The 15,120-nt window shown below is 71.8% G+C and carries 13 protein-coding genes; 5 read left to right on the top strand and 8 right to left on the bottom strand.

The features are described from left to right. The first annotated feature begins 72 nt into the window (after positions 1-72). Positions 73-1,308: a PHB depolymerase family esterase gene (locus O7616_RS28080; protein WP_282304714.1), complete on the top strand. Its 1,236-nt coding sequence runs from the start codon at positions 73-75 to the stop codon at positions 1,306-1,308. A 100-nt stretch (positions 1,309-1,408) separates the two neighbouring features. Here the strand turns inward: O7616_RS28080 and O7616_RS28075 are convergent, their stop codons facing one another. Together O7616_RS28075 and O7616_RS28070 are read right to left on the bottom strand one after the other, a co-directional pair. After that, positions 1,409-2,308 carry a TIGR01777 family oxidoreductase gene (locus tag O7616_RS28075; protein ID WP_282304713.1) on the bottom strand — a complete coding sequence of 300 codons (900 nt, stop codon included), beginning with the start codon at positions 2,306-2,308 and terminating at the stop codon, positions 1,409-1,411. Positions 2,309-2,353: 45 nt separating this feature from the next. After that, positions 2,354-3,343, bottom strand: a complete 990-nt coding sequence (locus O7616_RS28070; RefSeq protein WP_282304712.1) for an aldo/keto reductase — start codon at positions 3,341-3,343, stop codon at positions 2,354-2,356. Positions 3,344-3,399: 56 nt separating this feature from the next. Here O7616_RS28070 and O7616_RS28065 point away from each other — a divergent pair, with 56 nt between their 5' ends. Continuing rightward, positions 3,400-3,774, top strand: a complete 375-nt coding sequence (locus O7616_RS28065; protein WP_282304711.1) for a MerR family transcriptional regulator — start codon at positions 3,400-3,402, stop codon at positions 3,772-3,774. Between the two features lie 88 nt (positions 3,775-3,862). Here O7616_RS28065 and O7616_RS28060 read toward each other — a convergent pair whose 3' ends face one another. Together O7616_RS28060 and O7616_RS28055 are read right to left on the bottom strand one after the other, a co-directional pair. After that, on the bottom strand, positions 3,863-4,342 hold the full coding sequence (locus O7616_RS28060; protein ID WP_282304710.1) for a hemerythrin domain-containing protein: 480 nt from the start codon (positions 4,340-4,342) through the stop codon (positions 3,863-3,865). 126 nt (positions 4,343-4,468) lie between these two features. Beyond that, positions 4,469-5,806 (bottom strand): low temperature requirement protein A, encoded by a 1,338-nt coding sequence (locus O7616_RS28055; protein WP_282304709.1) that lies wholly within the window; start codon positions 5,804-5,806, stop codon positions 4,469-4,471. Positions 5,807-5,960: 154 nt separating this feature from the next. On the opposite strand from O7616_RS28055, the gene O7616_RS28050 reads away from it, so the two are divergent. Then, on the top strand, positions 5,961-6,896 hold the full coding sequence (locus O7616_RS28050) for an SDR family NAD(P)-dependent oxidoreductase (protein WP_282304708.1): 936 nt from the start codon (positions 5,961-5,963) through the stop codon (positions 6,894-6,896). A gap of 97 nt (positions 6,897-6,993) precedes the next feature. Here O7616_RS28050 and sucB read toward each other — a convergent pair whose 3' ends face one another. Continuing rightward, the gene (gene sucB, locus O7616_RS28045; protein WP_282304707.1) at positions 6,994-8,817 is read right to left on the bottom strand and encodes a 2-oxoglutarate dehydrogenase, E2 component, dihydrolipoamide succinyltransferase; all 1,824 of its coding nucleotides are present in this window, start codon (positions 8,815-8,817) and stop codon (positions 6,994-6,996) included. Positions 8,818-8,882: 65 nt separating this feature from the next. Then, on the bottom strand, positions 8,883-10,274 hold the full coding sequence (lpdA, locus tag O7616_RS28040; protein ID WP_282304706.1) for a dihydrolipoyl dehydrogenase: 1,392 nt from the start codon (positions 10,272-10,274) through the stop codon (positions 8,883-8,885). 179 nt (positions 10,275-10,453) lie between these two features. Between lpdA and O7616_RS28035 the strand changes: the two genes are divergently transcribed. Continuing rightward, the gene (locus tag O7616_RS28035; protein ID WP_145785515.1) at positions 10,454-10,783 is read left to right on the top strand and encodes a hypothetical protein; all 330 of its coding nucleotides are present in this window, start codon (positions 10,454-10,456) and stop codon (positions 10,781-10,783) included. 47 nt (positions 10,784-10,830) lie between these two features. On the opposite strand, the gene O7616_RS28030 is transcribed toward O7616_RS28035, so the two are convergent. After that, positions 10,831-12,405 carry a leucyl aminopeptidase gene (locus O7616_RS28030; protein WP_282304705.1) on the bottom strand — a complete coding sequence of 525 codons (1,575 nt, stop codon included), beginning with the start codon at positions 12,403-12,405 and terminating at the stop codon, positions 10,831-10,833. Positions 12,406-12,567: 162 nt separating this feature from the next. On the opposite strand from O7616_RS28030, the gene gcvT reads away from it, so the two are divergent. After that, complete coding sequence (gene gcvT, locus O7616_RS28025; RefSeq protein ID WP_282304704.1) at positions 12,568-13,698, top strand: glycine cleavage system aminomethyltransferase GcvT; 1,131 nt, start codon at positions 12,568-12,570, stop codon at positions 13,696-13,698. A gap of 106 nt (positions 13,699-13,804) precedes the next feature. Here gcvT and O7616_RS28020 read toward each other — a convergent pair whose 3' ends face one another. Continuing rightward, a complete protein-coding gene (locus O7616_RS28020) occupies positions 13,805-15,094 on the bottom strand; it encodes a DUF2314 domain-containing protein (RefSeq protein ID WP_282304703.1) in 1,290 nt (429 codons plus the stop codon). Positions 15,095-15,120: the final 26 nt, after the last annotated feature.

The following is a 15,120-nucleotide window of genomic DNA, read 5'->3' as shown; positions in this document are numbered from 1 at the left end:
GCGACACATCGTCGTAACGTCTCGGCAATTCGACAGTGACCCAGTTCACAGTCCGCCCCTCAGGAGGCTGCCGTGCGCCGCTCCTCGTCCACCCTCACCCGGCTGACCGGCGCCATCGCCGGGCTCGCCCTCGCCCTGGCCGGAGCGTTCGCCGTCGCCGCACCCGCCCAGGCCGCCACCCTCACCCAGGTCACCGGGTTCGGCTCCAACCCGGGCAACCTCGCCATGTACGCCTACCGCCCGGACAACCTGCCGGCCAACTCCCCGGCCGTCGTCCTGCTGCACGGGTGCGTCCAGAACGCCTCCGGTTACTTCGCCAACTCGGGTTGGCAGAAGTACGCCGACCAGTGGAAGTTCGCCCTGATCGTCGCCCAGCAGCCCGCCGGCAACAACGCCAACTCCTGCTTCAACTTCTTCGAGGCCGGGGACACCACCCGAGGCCAGGGCGAGGCGCTGTCGATCAAGCAGATGGTCGACCACGCCAAGACCAACTTCGGCGTGAACGGCTCCCGGGTCTACGTCAGCGGCCTCTCCGCAGGCGGGGCGATGAGCGCCGTCATGCTCGCCACCTACCCGGACGTCTTCGCCGCCGGGTCGATCATCGCGGGCATCCCGTACCGCTGCGCCACCAGCATGGTCAACGCGTTCAGCTGCATGAACCCGGGCGCGGACAAGACCCCGGCCGCCTGGGGTGACCTGGTGCGCGGCGCGTACTCCGGCTACACCGGCCCGCGCCCCCGGGTGGCCATCTGGCACGGCACCTCGGACACCACTGTCACGCCGCTCAACGGCACCGAGTCCCGCGACCAGTGGACCAACGTGCGGGGCGTCTCGCAGACCCCGAGCAGCACGTCGTCGCTTCCCGGCAACACGACCCTCGAGGTGTACGGCAACGACGACGTACGCCTCTACCGGGTCGCCGGGATGGGCCACGGGACGCCGGTCGACCCGGGCTCGGGCGCGGACCAGTGCGGCACCGCCGCCGCGTACTTCCTGGACACCATCTGCTCGACGTACCGGGACGCGCTCTTCTTCGGCCTGAACGGCGGCGGCACCGGCCCGACCCCCACCCCGACCGTCACGCCGACCCCGACTCCGACCGTCACGCCGACCCCGACGCCCACCCCGACCGTGCCGGCGACCTGCGTGACGGCCAGCAACTACGCGCACGTGACGGCGGGCCGGGCGTACCAGTCCGGTGGCTACGCCTACGCCAACGGCTCCAACCAGCGGATGGGTCTCTACAACACCTTCTACACCAGCGCCCTCAAGCAGACCGGCCCCAACTACTGGGTGATCGGCTGCTGACCCCACGTGCCCTTGTTGATCAAGAGGTTTGCGTCATCCGGAAGCCGTAATCTGACGCAAACCTCTTGATCAACGCCGATTGTGGCGGGTGGTCAGGGGGTCAGGGGGTCAGGGCTGCGCGCAGTGCGCCGGGCAGATCAGGGTGCTGGTAGTGGTAGCCGGCTCTCGTCAGGACGCCGGGGAGGACCCGGGTGCTGGTGAGGGCCTCGTGGGCGAAGCCGCCGAGGACGACCTTGAGCGCCAGCGCGGGGATCGGGATGATCGCCGGCCGGTGCAGCTGCCGGGCCAGCTCGCTGGTGAACTCGGCGTTCGTCACCGGGTTCGGCCCCACCACGTTGACCGGGCCGGAGATGTCGTCGCGGTCCAGCAGGAAACGGGCCGCGTCCAGCCAGTCCTCCATCGAGATCCACGGCAGCCACTGCCGGCCGCTGCCCAGCCGACCGGCGACGCCCAACTTGAACGGCAGCAACTGCGGCTTGAGCAGACCACCGTCGCGGTGCAGCGGCAGGCCGGTACGCAGCCGCACGACGCGTACCCCGGCGTCCTCGGCCGGTCGGGTCGCGGCCTCCCACACCCGGCAGACGTCGGCCAGGAAGCCCTCACCGGCCGGCGCGTCCTCCTCGACCGCCCGGTCGCCGGTGTTGCCGTACCACCCGACGGCCGAGGAGTTGAGCAGCACCCGGGGGCGGTCGGCGGCGGGGAGCCCGGCGACGGTGGTCGCCAGTGTGGTGGTGCTGTCCACCCGGCTGGTGCGGATCAACCGCCGGTAGTCGTCGTTCCAGCGCTTGTCGCCGACGCCCGCGCCGGCCAGGTTGACCACCGCGTCCGCCTCGGCGACCACCGCCGGGTCGAGCTGCGCGGCCGCCGGGTCCCAGCGCCGCTCCTGAGGACCCCGCGGTGCCCGACGGACCAGCCGGGTGATGTCGTGCCCGTCCGCCGCGAACCGGTCGGCCAGTCGGGTACCGAGGAAGCCGGACGCGCCGGCCAGAAGGATCCGCATACCCCCATCTTCGTCCAGAACGCCGTCGGTGGATGCCCGGTGGGGTCAGGCGCGGCGCAGATCGGCGAGCAGACGCTCCACCTCGGCGTACGCGTCGGCGTCGAGCGGCCCGAGCTCCAGGGTGGCCAGGTTCTCGTCGGCCTGCGCCACGGTGCGCAGGCCGGGGATCGGCACCGTACGCGGGCTGCGGGCCAGCAGCCAGCCCAACGCGCCCTGCGCGAGCGTCCGCCCGTCGGCGGTGAGCGCCGCCCGGACCTGCTCGACCCGGGTCGCCCAGCGGGGCGTCGGTCGGCCGTCGGTGAACCAGTCCAACCACTCCGGCGCCCGCCCGCGCACGTCGTCCGCCCCGACCGCCCGCGTCGACCCGGTGAGCAGGCCCATCGCCAGTGGCCCACGGTTGAGGCTGGCCAGGTCGTGGGTGTCGCAGACCGCCAGCACCGCCGCGTTGTCCCGGAGCACCGACTCGTCGTGTTGGATGGCGGCACAGTGCGGGCCCGCGGTAGCGAACGCCTCCGCCGAGGCCGGGTCGTCGGTGCTCCAGCCGTACGCCCGGATCTTGCCCTGGTCGACCAGTGCCTCCAGGGTGTCGACCAGATCGAGCGCGGCGGGCACCGGCAGCGCGTTGATGTGCAGTTGGTACAGGTCGACGTGGTCGGTGCCGAGCCGGCGCAGCGAGTCTTCCAGGCTGCGTACCGCGAAGGCCGGGCTGGCGTCGGTGCCGAGCGCGCGCCGGGTGGCCTCCTCGCTGACGTTGCCGAACTTCGTGGCGATCGCCACGCCGTCCCGTCGGCCGGCCAGGGCCCGACCGAGGATCCGCTCGCTGTGCCCCGCGCCGTAGTTGCTGGCCGTGTCGAACAGGGTCACCCCGAGGTCGAGCGCGCGGTGGATGGTGCGGATCGACTCGTCGTCGTCCACCTCACCCCAGCCGAAGGGCTGTCGGTCGTCACCCCAGAGCGGGCCACCGATGGCCCAGCACCCCATCCCGATCGCGCTCACCTCGATGCCGCTGCGTCCCAGCGTTCGTGTCATCGTCATGCGCTCCACCCTCCAACCTGGAGCGCGCTCCAGGTCAAGCACTACGATTCCGCGACATGAGCGGTTACGCCCCCTCGGAGGCCGCCCGCCGCAGCGGCTTCAGCCTGGACACCCTGCGGTACTACGAGAAGATCGGCCTGCTCGCCGACGTGGAGCGGACAGCCGGTGGGCAGCGGGTCTTCACCGACGACGACCTCGGCTGGCTGGAGCTGTTCCGGTGCCTGCGCGACACCGGGATGCCGATCGCGCAGATGCGCCGCTACGCGCAACTGGCCCGCGAGGGTGAACACACCGCCGACGAGCGTCGTGAGCTGCTGCAACACCACGCGGTACGGGTCGAGGAGCAGATGGACCTGCTGCAGCGCCAGTACGAGCACCTCCGGGCGAAGATCCGCTACTACGAGCGGCTGCCCGGCCCGGAGCCGTCGTGACGGTGGTCGGCACCGGCAGCTGTGCCGATGTGGCGGTGTCCCGCGGTCGGTGACCCCGCCACATCGGCGATCCGGAGTCGATCACGGCTCAGCCGGGCGGCACGGTCAGGCCGAGGAGGTCCTCGGCTGTCCCGGGTCGACCGGTGAGCGCGTTCAGGGCGGTGACCAGTCGCTTCTCCTCGTAGCGGAAGTGCGACTCCAGCAGCGCGGCCAAACCGTCCAGCTCACCGCGTACCTGCTCGACCGGCACTGCCACGTCACCGGCCAGCAACGCCTCGACCCGCCCCAGGATCCCCGCCACCACCTCGTGGTCGGTGATCAGGTTGGCGATGACCGGACGCAGTTCGGGGACCTGCTCGGCCAGCAGCCGGAACGCGCCGGTGTCCTCACCGGTGTGGTGTCGACCCAGGGCGGTGCAGAAGGTCAGACAGTGTGCTCGCAGGTCACGCGACGGGGTGTCGAGGCTTGCCCGGAGACGGGCCAGCTCCGCGCTGAGCCAGAGGTGGATCTCGATCATCTGATTGCCGACGGCGGCGAGCCGGTCGGCCGGTGAACCGGTCGGGTGCACGTTCGTCCCATGCTGTCCCCGCGCCTCCATGCCCACGGCGGCCTTCGTGCCGGGTGCACCGCGACGCTGCGCCGGAGTCTATCCCGACCGGACGGGCCGGTGCCGCCCTGTCGCCGGGGCCGCCGCTCAGGGTGCCGTCGGCTCGTCGCTCTCCGGGACGTCGTGCCAGCGCGCACGCCAAGCCGCCTCGTGCGCCTCGTGGGTGGTCCGCTCCTGGAAGACGGCGGACCGCAGCGCGTGCCGGGACTGCGACATCACCAGCACCTCCACGGCCACCAGGCCCACACAGATCAGCGTGGCGAGGATGAGCGTGCACAGTACCGGCAGGTGCTGACCGATCGGGAGGGCGGCTGCGAGCACCACGATGACGCCGACCCGGGTCCAGCTGACGGTGTGCAGGGTACGCAGCTGGAACAGCAGGTTGACAGCGAAGTAGCAGATCAGCCCACCGAAGAGCATCGGCACCGCCGGTCCCTCGATCTTCTCGGCGATCCCGCCGGCCGGATCGGTGATCTTGTGCAGGATCTGCTCGTTGCCGATCGAGAAGAGGATCACCCCGGCGATCATCGGCAGGTACGCGTACGCGTACGCGTCGCGGGCCATCGCCACCCGGGGGGCGCCCTCCGCCGCGTGCAGGGCGATCCGGGCGGCCGGGCCGATGAAGTCGAAGTGCGCCCACCAGAGGGCGGCGGTGATCACGATGCCGAGCGCGGCGGCGGCCACCGCCGGCCAGGTCACCGGCTTGCCGAGCAGGTTGCCGCCCACCCCCGTGGAGATGATGGACTCGCCCAGCGCGATGATCAGGATGAGGTCGTAGCGCTCCGTCCAGTGCTCGGCGCTGGTCACCCCCCAGCCCCAGGTGCCGACGATGAAGCCGGTGGCGTACTGCACCACCACCACGGTGATCCACAACCCGTCGCGGACCAGGGCGGCGTCGTCCGGGTCGGCGATCTGCGGCGGGATCAACGCGGCGGCCAGCAGCAGCACGATGCTCACCGCCAACTCCGGGGCGAAGCGCCGCAGTTGCCGGCGTTCCTGCGGGCTGTCCCGCACCACGTGCTGATAGAGGATCATGTGGACGGCCCGGACCACGACGTAGCTGATGGCGACGAGCATCGGGCCCGCCGTGCTGCCCTTCGGATCACTGAACGCCTGGGGCAGCGCCAACGCGAACGCGAACAGGGCCACCATCGCGATCACCATGAGCACCGGGACGTAGCCCTCGCCGAGCCGGACCCGGGTGGCGACCAGGCTGTGCACCACCCAGATCCACCAGAGCACGGCGAGCACCAGAGCGGCGTGCAACAGTTGCCGGCCGGTGATGTTCGCGGCCGTCGCCCGGGTGATGATGAAGAACGAGAAGACGAAGACGAGGTCGAAGAAGACCTCGAACTTGTCGACCCGGGCACCGGGGGCGATCGGGACGGCCGGTCCCAGTTGCCCACGCCGCCGGTGACCGCCCACGCCCCCACTCTGGCAGCGTCCGGGCTGGTCGGAGGGGCGAACAGCGATGGCCGGGGCATCCCGGGTTACCTCCGGCCCGGGCCGGGAAACCACCCGGACTGCCGCCTGCGCCGGCGGGCCGGTCGGTCCCACCCACCCCGGACAAGGATGGATCATGACCACGAACAAGCCGATCACCACCTCGTTCACCCCGCACTCCACCGCCATGGACGTGATCCAGGGCGTCGACCTCGTCCGGCGGCGGGCGATCGTGACCGGTGGGTCGTCCGGCATCGGCGTGGAGACCGCCCGCGCTCTGGCCAGCGCCGGAGCGGAGGTCACCCTGGCCGTCCGCAACCCCGACGCCGGGCAGAAGGCCGCCGACGACATCACCGGCACCACCGGCAACGACCGCGTCCTGGTCGCCCCGCTCGACCTCGCCGACCAGGATTCGGTCGCCGACTTCGTCGCCAACTGGGACGGCCCGCTGCACATCCTGGTCAACAACGCCGGCATCATGGCCGCGCCCCTGTCCCGCACGCCGCAGGGCTGGGAGATGCAGTTCGCCACCAACCACCTGGGGCACTTCGCGCTCGCCAACGGGCTCCGCCCGGCACTCGCGGCCGGGGACGGGGCCCGGATCGTCTCGGTCAGCTCCGCCGCCCACCTGCGCTCACCGGTGGTCTTCGAGGACATCCAGTACGACCACCGGGAGTACGAGCCGTGGCAGGCGTACGGGCAGTCCAAGACGGCCAACGTGCTGTTCGCCGTGGAGGCGACCCGGCGCTGGTCCGACGACGGCATCTTCGCCAACTCGCTGATGCCCGGCGCGATCCGGACCAACCTGCAGCGCTACGTCAGCGAGGAGGAGCTGACCCGCTTGCGCAGCGGCAACGCGGCGGCCTGGAAGACAGTCGAGCAGGGCGCCGCCACCTCCGTGCTGGTCGCCGCGTCACCACTGCTCGACGAGGTGGGCGGGCGCTACTTCGAGAACTGCCAGGAAGCCGCCCCCGCCCAACCGGGTCAGCGGACCGGGGTCGCCGACTACGCGCTGGACCCGGAGGCCGCCGAGCGGCTCTGGCAGGTCTCCACCGCCCTGCTCAAGAGCTGAGGCCGTCCTGGCCGCTCGGACGGAGGTGTCGCCGACGGCCACGACGAGAAGGGCGCCCCGGTCATCGACCGGGGCGCCCTTTCGGCGTACAGGCGGATCAGGCCAGGCCCAGCTCCGACTCGAAGTTGCCGGCCTCCAGCCGCTCCTTGACCGCGGTCAGGAAGCGGGCCGCGTCGGCACCGTCGATCAGGCGGTGGTCGTACGACATGGCCAGGTAGACCATCGACCGGACCGCGATGACCTCGCCCAGCTCCGGGTCGTTCACCACGACCGGCCGCTTCACCACGGCACCCGTGCCGAGCATCGCCGACTGCGGCGACGGCACGATCGGGGTGTCGAAGAGGGCACCCCGGCTGCCGGTGTTGGTCAGCGTGAAGGTCGCCCCGGCCATCTCGTCCGGGGTGATCTTGTTGGCCCGGGTGCGCTCGGCCAGGTCGGCGATCCGCTTGGCGATGCCGCCCATGTTGAGGTCACCGGCGTTGTGGATGACCGGCACGAGCAGCCCGCGCTCGGTGTCCACGGCGATGCCGAGGTGCTCGGCCGCCGGGTAGGTGATCGTGCCACCCTCCAGGTCCATGCTGGCCTGGATGATCGGGTGGGTCTGCAGCGCCTCGATGGCGGCGAGGGCGAAGAACGGCAGGAAGGACAGCTTCACGCCGTGCTTGGCCTGGAACGAGTCCTTGGCCTTCGCCCGCAGCTTGGCGACCTTGGTGACGTCGACCTCGACGACAGTTGTCAGCTGCGCCGTCTCGTGCAGCGACTGCTGCATCCGCTTGGCGATCGTCGCCCGGATCCGCGGCAGCTTCTCCGTGGTGCCCCGCTTCGCGCTGGGCTCCGGCTTGACGGCCGGCTTCGCCGCGGCGGCCGACGGTGCGGCGCTCGGCTGGGCCGCCGGAGCCGGCGCGGCCTTGGCCTTCTCGGCAGCCTCCAGCACGTCCTGCTTGCGGATCCGGCCACCCACGCCGGTGCCGTTGAGCGAGGACAGGTCCACACCGTGCTCGGCGGCGAGCTTGCGCACCAGCGGAGTGACGTACCCGGCGGCCTCCTCGCCGCCACCCTGCGCGGGGGCGGACGGACGCGGCGGCGTCGAGGCGGCAGCGGCCGGCTGCGCGGCCTGCTCGGTCTTCGCCGGCTGGGCCGAACTCTCCGTCTCCGCAGCCGGCTCGTTGTACGACATGCCCGGCGTCGGCTCCTGGACCTTCGGCTCCGGCTTCGGCTCCGGCTTGGCCTCCGCCTGGGGCTCGGGCTTCGGCTCGGGCTTCGCCTGCGCGGGGGCCCCGCCGGCGACACCGATGATCGCCAGGTCGGCGCCGACCGCGGCGGTCTCGTCCTCGGCGACCTTGATCTCCAGCACCGTGCCGGCGACCGGGGACGGGATCTCGGTGTCCACCTTGTCGGTGGAGACCTCCAGCAGCGGCTCGTCGACCTCGATGGTCTCGCCGACCTGCTTGAGCCAGCGGGTGACCGTACCCTCGGTGACGCTCTCGCCCAGGGCCGGCATCTTCACCGCGGTGCCCTCGCCCGACGAGGCGGCGGCCGGAGCCGGCGCCTCGGCCGGGGCCTCGTCCTGGGCCACCTGGTCGGCAGTGCCCTCGGCGGCGGCCGTCGGCTCGGCGGCCGGCTCGACCGCCTCGGCCGGGGCCTGCTCCTGCGGAGCGGCCTCGCCGCCGCCGGCGGACTCGCCCTCACCGGCGATGACGGCGAGCTCGCTGCCGACCTCGGCGGTCTCGTCCTCACCGACCACGATCCGGCTCAGCACGCCCGCAGCGGGCGACGGGATCTCGGTGTCGACCTTGTCGGTGGAGACTTCGAGCAGGGGCTCGTCGACCTCGACCGTGTCGCCCTCCTGCTTGAGCCAGCGAGTGACGGTGCCCTCGGTGACGCTCTCGCCGAGCCGAGGCATGGTGACCGATACCGGCATTTTCTCCAGACTCCTTCATTCCCCTGGTGGGATCTTCGCCCGTCGCCGGACGCCGCGGTTGATTGTCAGGCGTGCGAGTGCAGCGGCTTGCCGGCGAGGGCCAGGTGCGCCTCGCCCAGGGCCTCGTTCTGGGTCGGGTGGGCGTGCACGAGCTGGGCGACCTCGGCCGGGTAGGCCTCCCAGTTGTAGATGAGCTGCGCCTCACCGATCAGCTCACCCACCCGGGCGCCGACCATGTGTACGCCGACGACCGGGCCGTCCTCCACCCGGACCAGCTTCACGAAGCCGGTGGTCTTGAGGATCTGGCTCTTGCCGTTGCCACCCAGGTTGTAGTTGTACGACGTGACCTTGTCGGCGCCGTACTGCTCCTTGGCCTTCGCCTCGGTCAGGCCCACCGACGCCAGCTCCGGGTCGCAGTAGGTGACGCGCGGGATGCCGACCTCGTCGATCACGGCCGGGGTCTGCCCGGCGATCTCCTCGGCCACGAAGATGCCCTGCTGGAAGCCCCGGTGCGCGAGCTGGAGGCCGGGCACGATGTCGCCGACCGCGTAGACGTTCGGCACGCTGGTGCGCAGCCGCTCGTCGGTCAGCACGTAGCCGCGGTCCATCTTGACGCCCTGCTCCTCGTACCCGAGGTCGGCGGTGTTCGGGCCGCGACCGACGGCGACCAGCAGCAGCTCGGCCTCGACGGTCTCGCCGCCCTGGATGGTCAGCTTGACGCCGTTCTCGGTCTTCTCGACCTTCTCGAACGGCTTGCCGACCTTGAAGTTGATCTTCCGCTTGCGGAACGCCCGCTCCAGCGCCTTCGACGACTCCTCGTCCTCGGCGGCGACCAGTCGGGGCAGCGCCTCGACGATCGTCACGTCCACGCCGAAGGACTTCCACACGCTGGCGAACTCGACGCCGATCACGCCGCCACCGAGCACGATCACCGACGACGGAACCCGGTCCATCGTGAGGGCGTGGTCGCTGGTGATGATCCGCTCGCCGTCGACCTCCAGGCCGGGCAGGCTCTTCGCGTACGAGCCGGAGGCCAGCACGATGTTGCGGCCGGTGTAGCGCTTGCCGTCCACCTCGACGACGTTCTTGCCGACCAGCTTGCCGGTGCCGGTGACGACGGTGATGTTCTTCGAGCCGCCGATGAGGCCCTGCAGGCCCTTGTAGAGGCGGGAGATCACGCCGTCCTTGTACGAGTTGACCCCGGCCATGTCGATGCCGACCAGCTCGGTCTTCACACCGAACTGCTCGGACTCGCGGGTCTGGTCGGCGATCTCGGCGGCGTGCAGCAGAGCCTTCGTCGGGATGCAGCCGTTGTGCAGGCAGGTCCCGCCGAGCTTGCCCTTCTCGACCAGCGCGACGGAGAGGTCCAGCTGGGCGGCGCGCAGCGCGGTCGCGTAGCCGCCGCTGCCACCTCCGAGAATGACGATGTCGAAGGTCGCTTCGTTCGGCTCGCTCACGTCCAACTCCCAGGTCGCGTCGCTGCATCGGGGGTCACGGGGTTGCAACACGGACACACCCCACCTCGGTCATCTTGTCACCACCGGGCGCAGGGTGCGTACCGAGGTGCCCAACGACACGTCATCGACACGTACCCTTGGCACCGTTGTCGATGACATACAGCTGGGGGAGAGAACCGGTGGGGTTGTTCCGGCGCCGCAAGCAGACGGCTGTGCCGAGCCATGACCGTGCCGCCGACCGCGGTGATCTGGACCATCTGGAGAACTTCATCCGGAGTCGGCGCGGCGTCGAGGCGTTCATCGAGCCCCGCACGACGGTGACGGAGACCACGGTCATCCTGATCGCCGACGACGGTGAGTGGACCCGCCGGCGCATCGACGGTCCGGACGGCGCACGGCGCTTCGCGTACCGGATGGGCATCCCGGTCTACGACGTGCGGCTGATGGGTTACCCGCAGCGGATGCGCGACTTCAACGAGCGCCGCAAACGTCGCCCCGAGCGGTACTGACAGCGAGGGCCCCCGGCATCGACCGGGGGCCCTCGCTGTCGGATCCGTCAGCCGTTGGCCGCGATGTCCTCGACGAGCTGCACCAGGGTGCGGACCGGGACACCGGTGCCGCCCTTGGTCCAGTAGCCGGTCGGCTCACCGGAGTGGTAGCCCGGCCCCGCGATGTCGATGTGCGCCCAGGCCACGTCGTCGGTGACGAACTCGCGCAGGAACACGCCGCCCTGCAGCATGTGACCGGCGCGGTCCATCCCGGCGTTGACCTGCGAGATGTCCGCCACGTCGGAATCCATGCCCTTGCGCACGTCGTCGGGCAGCGGCATCGGCCAGGCCGGCTCGCCGACCGCGTCCCCGATCGCCTGGACCCGCTCGCACAGCTCCGGGGTGCCCATCACACCGGCCATCCGCTTACCCAGCGCGATGACCTGACCGCCGGTCAGGGTGGAGGTCTCGAACAGGTAGTCGGTGCCGTCCGCGCAGGCGCGGGCCATCGCGTCGCCGAGCACCATGCGGCCCTCGGCGTCGGTGTTGAGCACCTCCACCCGCTTGCCGTTGAACATGGTGATCACGTCACCCGGCCGGTAGCTGGCACCCGACGGCATGTTCTCCGCCATCGGCAGGTAGCCGCTGACCGCCACCGACGGCTTCAGCGCGGCGATCGCCAGCATGGCCGCGCCGACCGCTGCCGCGCCCGCCATGTCGGACTTCATCTCCCACATGCCCTGCGCCGGCTTGATCGAGATGCCGCCGGTGTCGAAGGTGATCCCCTTGCCGACCAGCGCGACCCGCTTGCCGTTGCCCCCGTTCTCCGGGGTGTAGGTGAGCTTCACCAACCGCGGCGGAGCCTCCGAACCCTGCCCGACCGCGACGATGCCGCCGTACCCACCGGCGACGAGCGCCGCCTCGTCCAGCACCTCGACGGCCAGCCCCGCCGCCCGCGCGGCCTCGGCGACCGCGTCGGCGAACGACGGAGGCCGCAGCTCGTTCGGCGCGGTGTTCACCCAGTCCCGGCTCACCCGGACCGCGCCCGTCACCGCCTGCGCCCGGGTGACCTCCGCCTGGGCGACCGCGTCGCCGGCGTCCGGCACCGCGATGAGCACCTCGGCCACCGGCTCCCGCCGGGTCGGCTGGGGGCGGGTCTTGTAACCGGCGAACCGGTACCCGCCGAGCAGCGCACCCTCGGCGACCGCGCGCAGCTCCGCCGACGCGTCCGCGTCGTCCGGCAGCGGCAGCGCCAACGCGACCTTCGGCGCGCCGGCCAGGGCCCGGACCGCCGCACCGGCGGCCCGGCGCAGCGTCTCCGGAGCCGGGGCGGCCCCCGACGGCTCCGGGCCGAGCCCGACAGCGACGACCAGCGGGGCGGTCACGGTGCCCAACGTGGCCAGCTTGACGACCTCACCCGGCCCGCCCGTCGCGCCGAGCAGCGCGAGGGTCTCGGTCAACTTGCCGTCGAAGGCGGCGGCGATGCTCTCCGCGCCGCTGGCGAGCAGCAGGGTGCCGGCGAGGCCGCTGGTGGCGCCCTGCTCTCCGGTCTGGCTGTGCAGGCCGATGACGATCGCGTCGACGGCGAGCTCGGCCGGGTCGGTGTCGACCAGGCTCAGGTTGGTGGTGCGGGGTGATGTCACTGAAGCTACTCCGGGCGGGCCGGGCCGGTCGCGGCGTCGCGTACCGGCGGTGAAGGTCTCCGGCGGAACCTACCCGCCGGACGTGATGGTTGTCCCGCCGACAGCGTCAGCGGGCTCCCGCCGATGCTAACCAGCCACGTTGCCCCCGGTAAGTTGCCACCCATGACCGACGTGACCTCCGCCGCCGCCGCGACCCGGCTGCGACGTTCCCCGCTGCACGAGCGGCACACCGCCGCCGGTGCCAAGTTCGCTCCCTTCGGCGGTTGGGAGATGCCACTGGAGTACGCCGGCGGCGGCGTACTCAAGGAGCACACCGCGGTCCGGACGGCGGTCGGGGTCTTCGACGTGTCGCACCTGGGCAAGGCCCGGGTGAGCGGGCCGGGCGCGGCGGACTTCGTGAACGCCTGCCTCAGCAACGACCTGGGCCGGATCGGCCCCGGCCGGGCGCAGTACACGCTCTGCTGCGACGACGCCACCGGCGGTGTGGTGGACGACATCATCGCCTACCTGTACGCCGACGACCACGTCTTCCTCATCCCGAACGCCGCGAACACCGCCGAGGTGGTGCGCCGGTTGCGCGCCGCCGCGCCCGCGCAGGTCACCGTCACCGACGAGCACGAGGCGTACGCCGTGCTGGCCGTGCAGGGCCCCCGCTCGGCCGAGTTGCTGGCCGCCCTCGACCTGCCGACCGAGCACGACTACATGAGCTTCTCGGCGGCGAGCCTGGCCGGGGTGGAGTTGACCGTCTGCCGTACCGGCTACACCGGTGAGCTGGGCTACGAGCTGGTGGTGCCGGCGGAGCACGCGGTGGCGGTCTGGGACGCGCTCTTCGCTGTCGGCGCGACGTTCGGGCTGCGCGCCTGCGGGCTGGCCGCCCGCGACACGCTGCGCACCGAGATGGGCTACCCGCTGCACGGGCAGGACCTCTCCCTGGACATCAGCCCGGTGCAGGCCCGCTCCGGCTGGGCGGTCGGCTGGGGCAAGCCGGCCTTCTGGGGTCGCGACGTGCTGCTCGCCGAGAAGGCCGCCGGCCCCCGGCGTACGCTGCGCGGCCTGGTGGCCGTCGACCGGGCCATCCCGCGGCCCGGGATGACCCTGCACGTCGGCGACACCCAGGTCGGCGTGGTCACCAGCGGCACCTTCAGCCCGACGAGGAAGCAGGGCATCGCGCTGGCCCTCGTCGACACCGACGCCGACCTGACCGACGGCGACCAGGTCGAGATCGACATCCGGGGCCGCCGAGCACCTCTGACCCTGACCAAGCCCCCCTTCGTAACCCCCTCAGTCCGCTGACCCCACCCTCTGCCCCCGGTGATCAAGAGCTTTCCGTCATTTCCGGACGGGATTTTGACGCAAACCTCTTGATCACCGGGAGCTGAGAAGGGTGGGGTGGGACTGGTCAGGGGGTGGGGGGTTCGCCTGCGTCCAGGACTGCTTGGGTCCAGCCGCCCTGGATGACGCCCGTGGCGTCCAGGACCGCCCAGTCGACGACGTCGGTCGCCTCCACCACCACCGGCGCGCCGATGCGGACCGTCGGGTCGGTGGCGGCGTCGCTGGCGCTCACGCCGACGATCCGTTCCGGCGCCTCCCAGGAGGTCACGCCCGCCCAGACGTACTCCGGGCCGTCGTCGCCGGGCAGGCCGTACTTCACCACCAACTGCGACTCGTCGGGCAGTTGCCCGGCGACGAAGCGGGCCCGCGCGTCACCCAGCTCGGCGCGGGCGGTGGCGACCGCCCGGCTCATCGCGTCACCCGAGCGGGCGTAGCGCACGTCCGGCTGGATTCCGGAGAACAGGGTCGCGCAGGCGGCGGCGTAGTAGCGGCCGTCCGGACCGGGGTGCCCGGCCGGCGGGCGCAGGCTGAGGAACGAGTCGGCCTCCGGGTCGGTCGCCGGGTCCAACTCCAGGCGCAGCAGCACCGGGGCGGTCGCGCCGTGCTGCTCCGGGTTGCCGTACGCCACCGCGATGTCGTGCCCGGTGACCGTGGCGAGCACCGGCAACTGAACGAACGCGGGCACCTCCTCGCCGGTGAGCCCGTCGGTCCAGTCCCGCAGCAGCCGCCGGGCCGCCCCGGTCATCACCGCACCCCAGGCGCGGGTGAGGTGGTCCGGCACCCCCTGGGTCTGCAACTCGAGCAGCCCGAAGCGCCGCAGCCCCTTGGTGGTGAACCACAACCCCTCGGTGTCCGACGAGTACGGCACCAGCACCCAGTCGACCAGCCGGATGCGGCCCTGCTCGTCGGGGAGTGAGCGCAACGCGGTCGCCGGGTCGAGGAACTGCAGGCCGAAGACGTCCACCACGTCGCCGCCGACGGACTCCGCCACGGCGGCCGCTACCGCGCGGGCCGCCCACTCGTGCGCGGGCGGCCAACCCGGCCGGTACTCGGCCTGCACGACCACCAGGTGGGTCGCCGCGGCCAGGCGGGCCAACTGCTCCTCGGTGGCGCCGAACGCGGTGAGCAGGTCCGGCGGCAGCTCCGGGAACTCGCTGATCGGCCGGGTGTCGACGCTCATCAGCGGGCTGTCCAGCATCTGCCGGGCCAGGCCGTGCACCGGCTCGGCCAGCCGGCCGGTCAGCGCCGCCACCGCGGTCTTCGCGCTGACCTTCGGCAGCCCGGTCATCGGCACCAGGTAGGTCGCGCTGAGCGACTCCGGCACCGGTACGGGCAGGAAGTCGTCAGTGATGAGCATGGGGGTCCCCCGGTGGCCGTGCTGGT

This window comes from Micromonospora sp. WMMD964 (assembly GCF_029581455.1).
GTDB lineage: Bacteria > Actinomycetota > Actinomycetes > Mycobacteriales > Micromonosporaceae > Micromonospora.
This window is presented reverse-complemented; position numbering and strand designations above follow the sequence as displayed.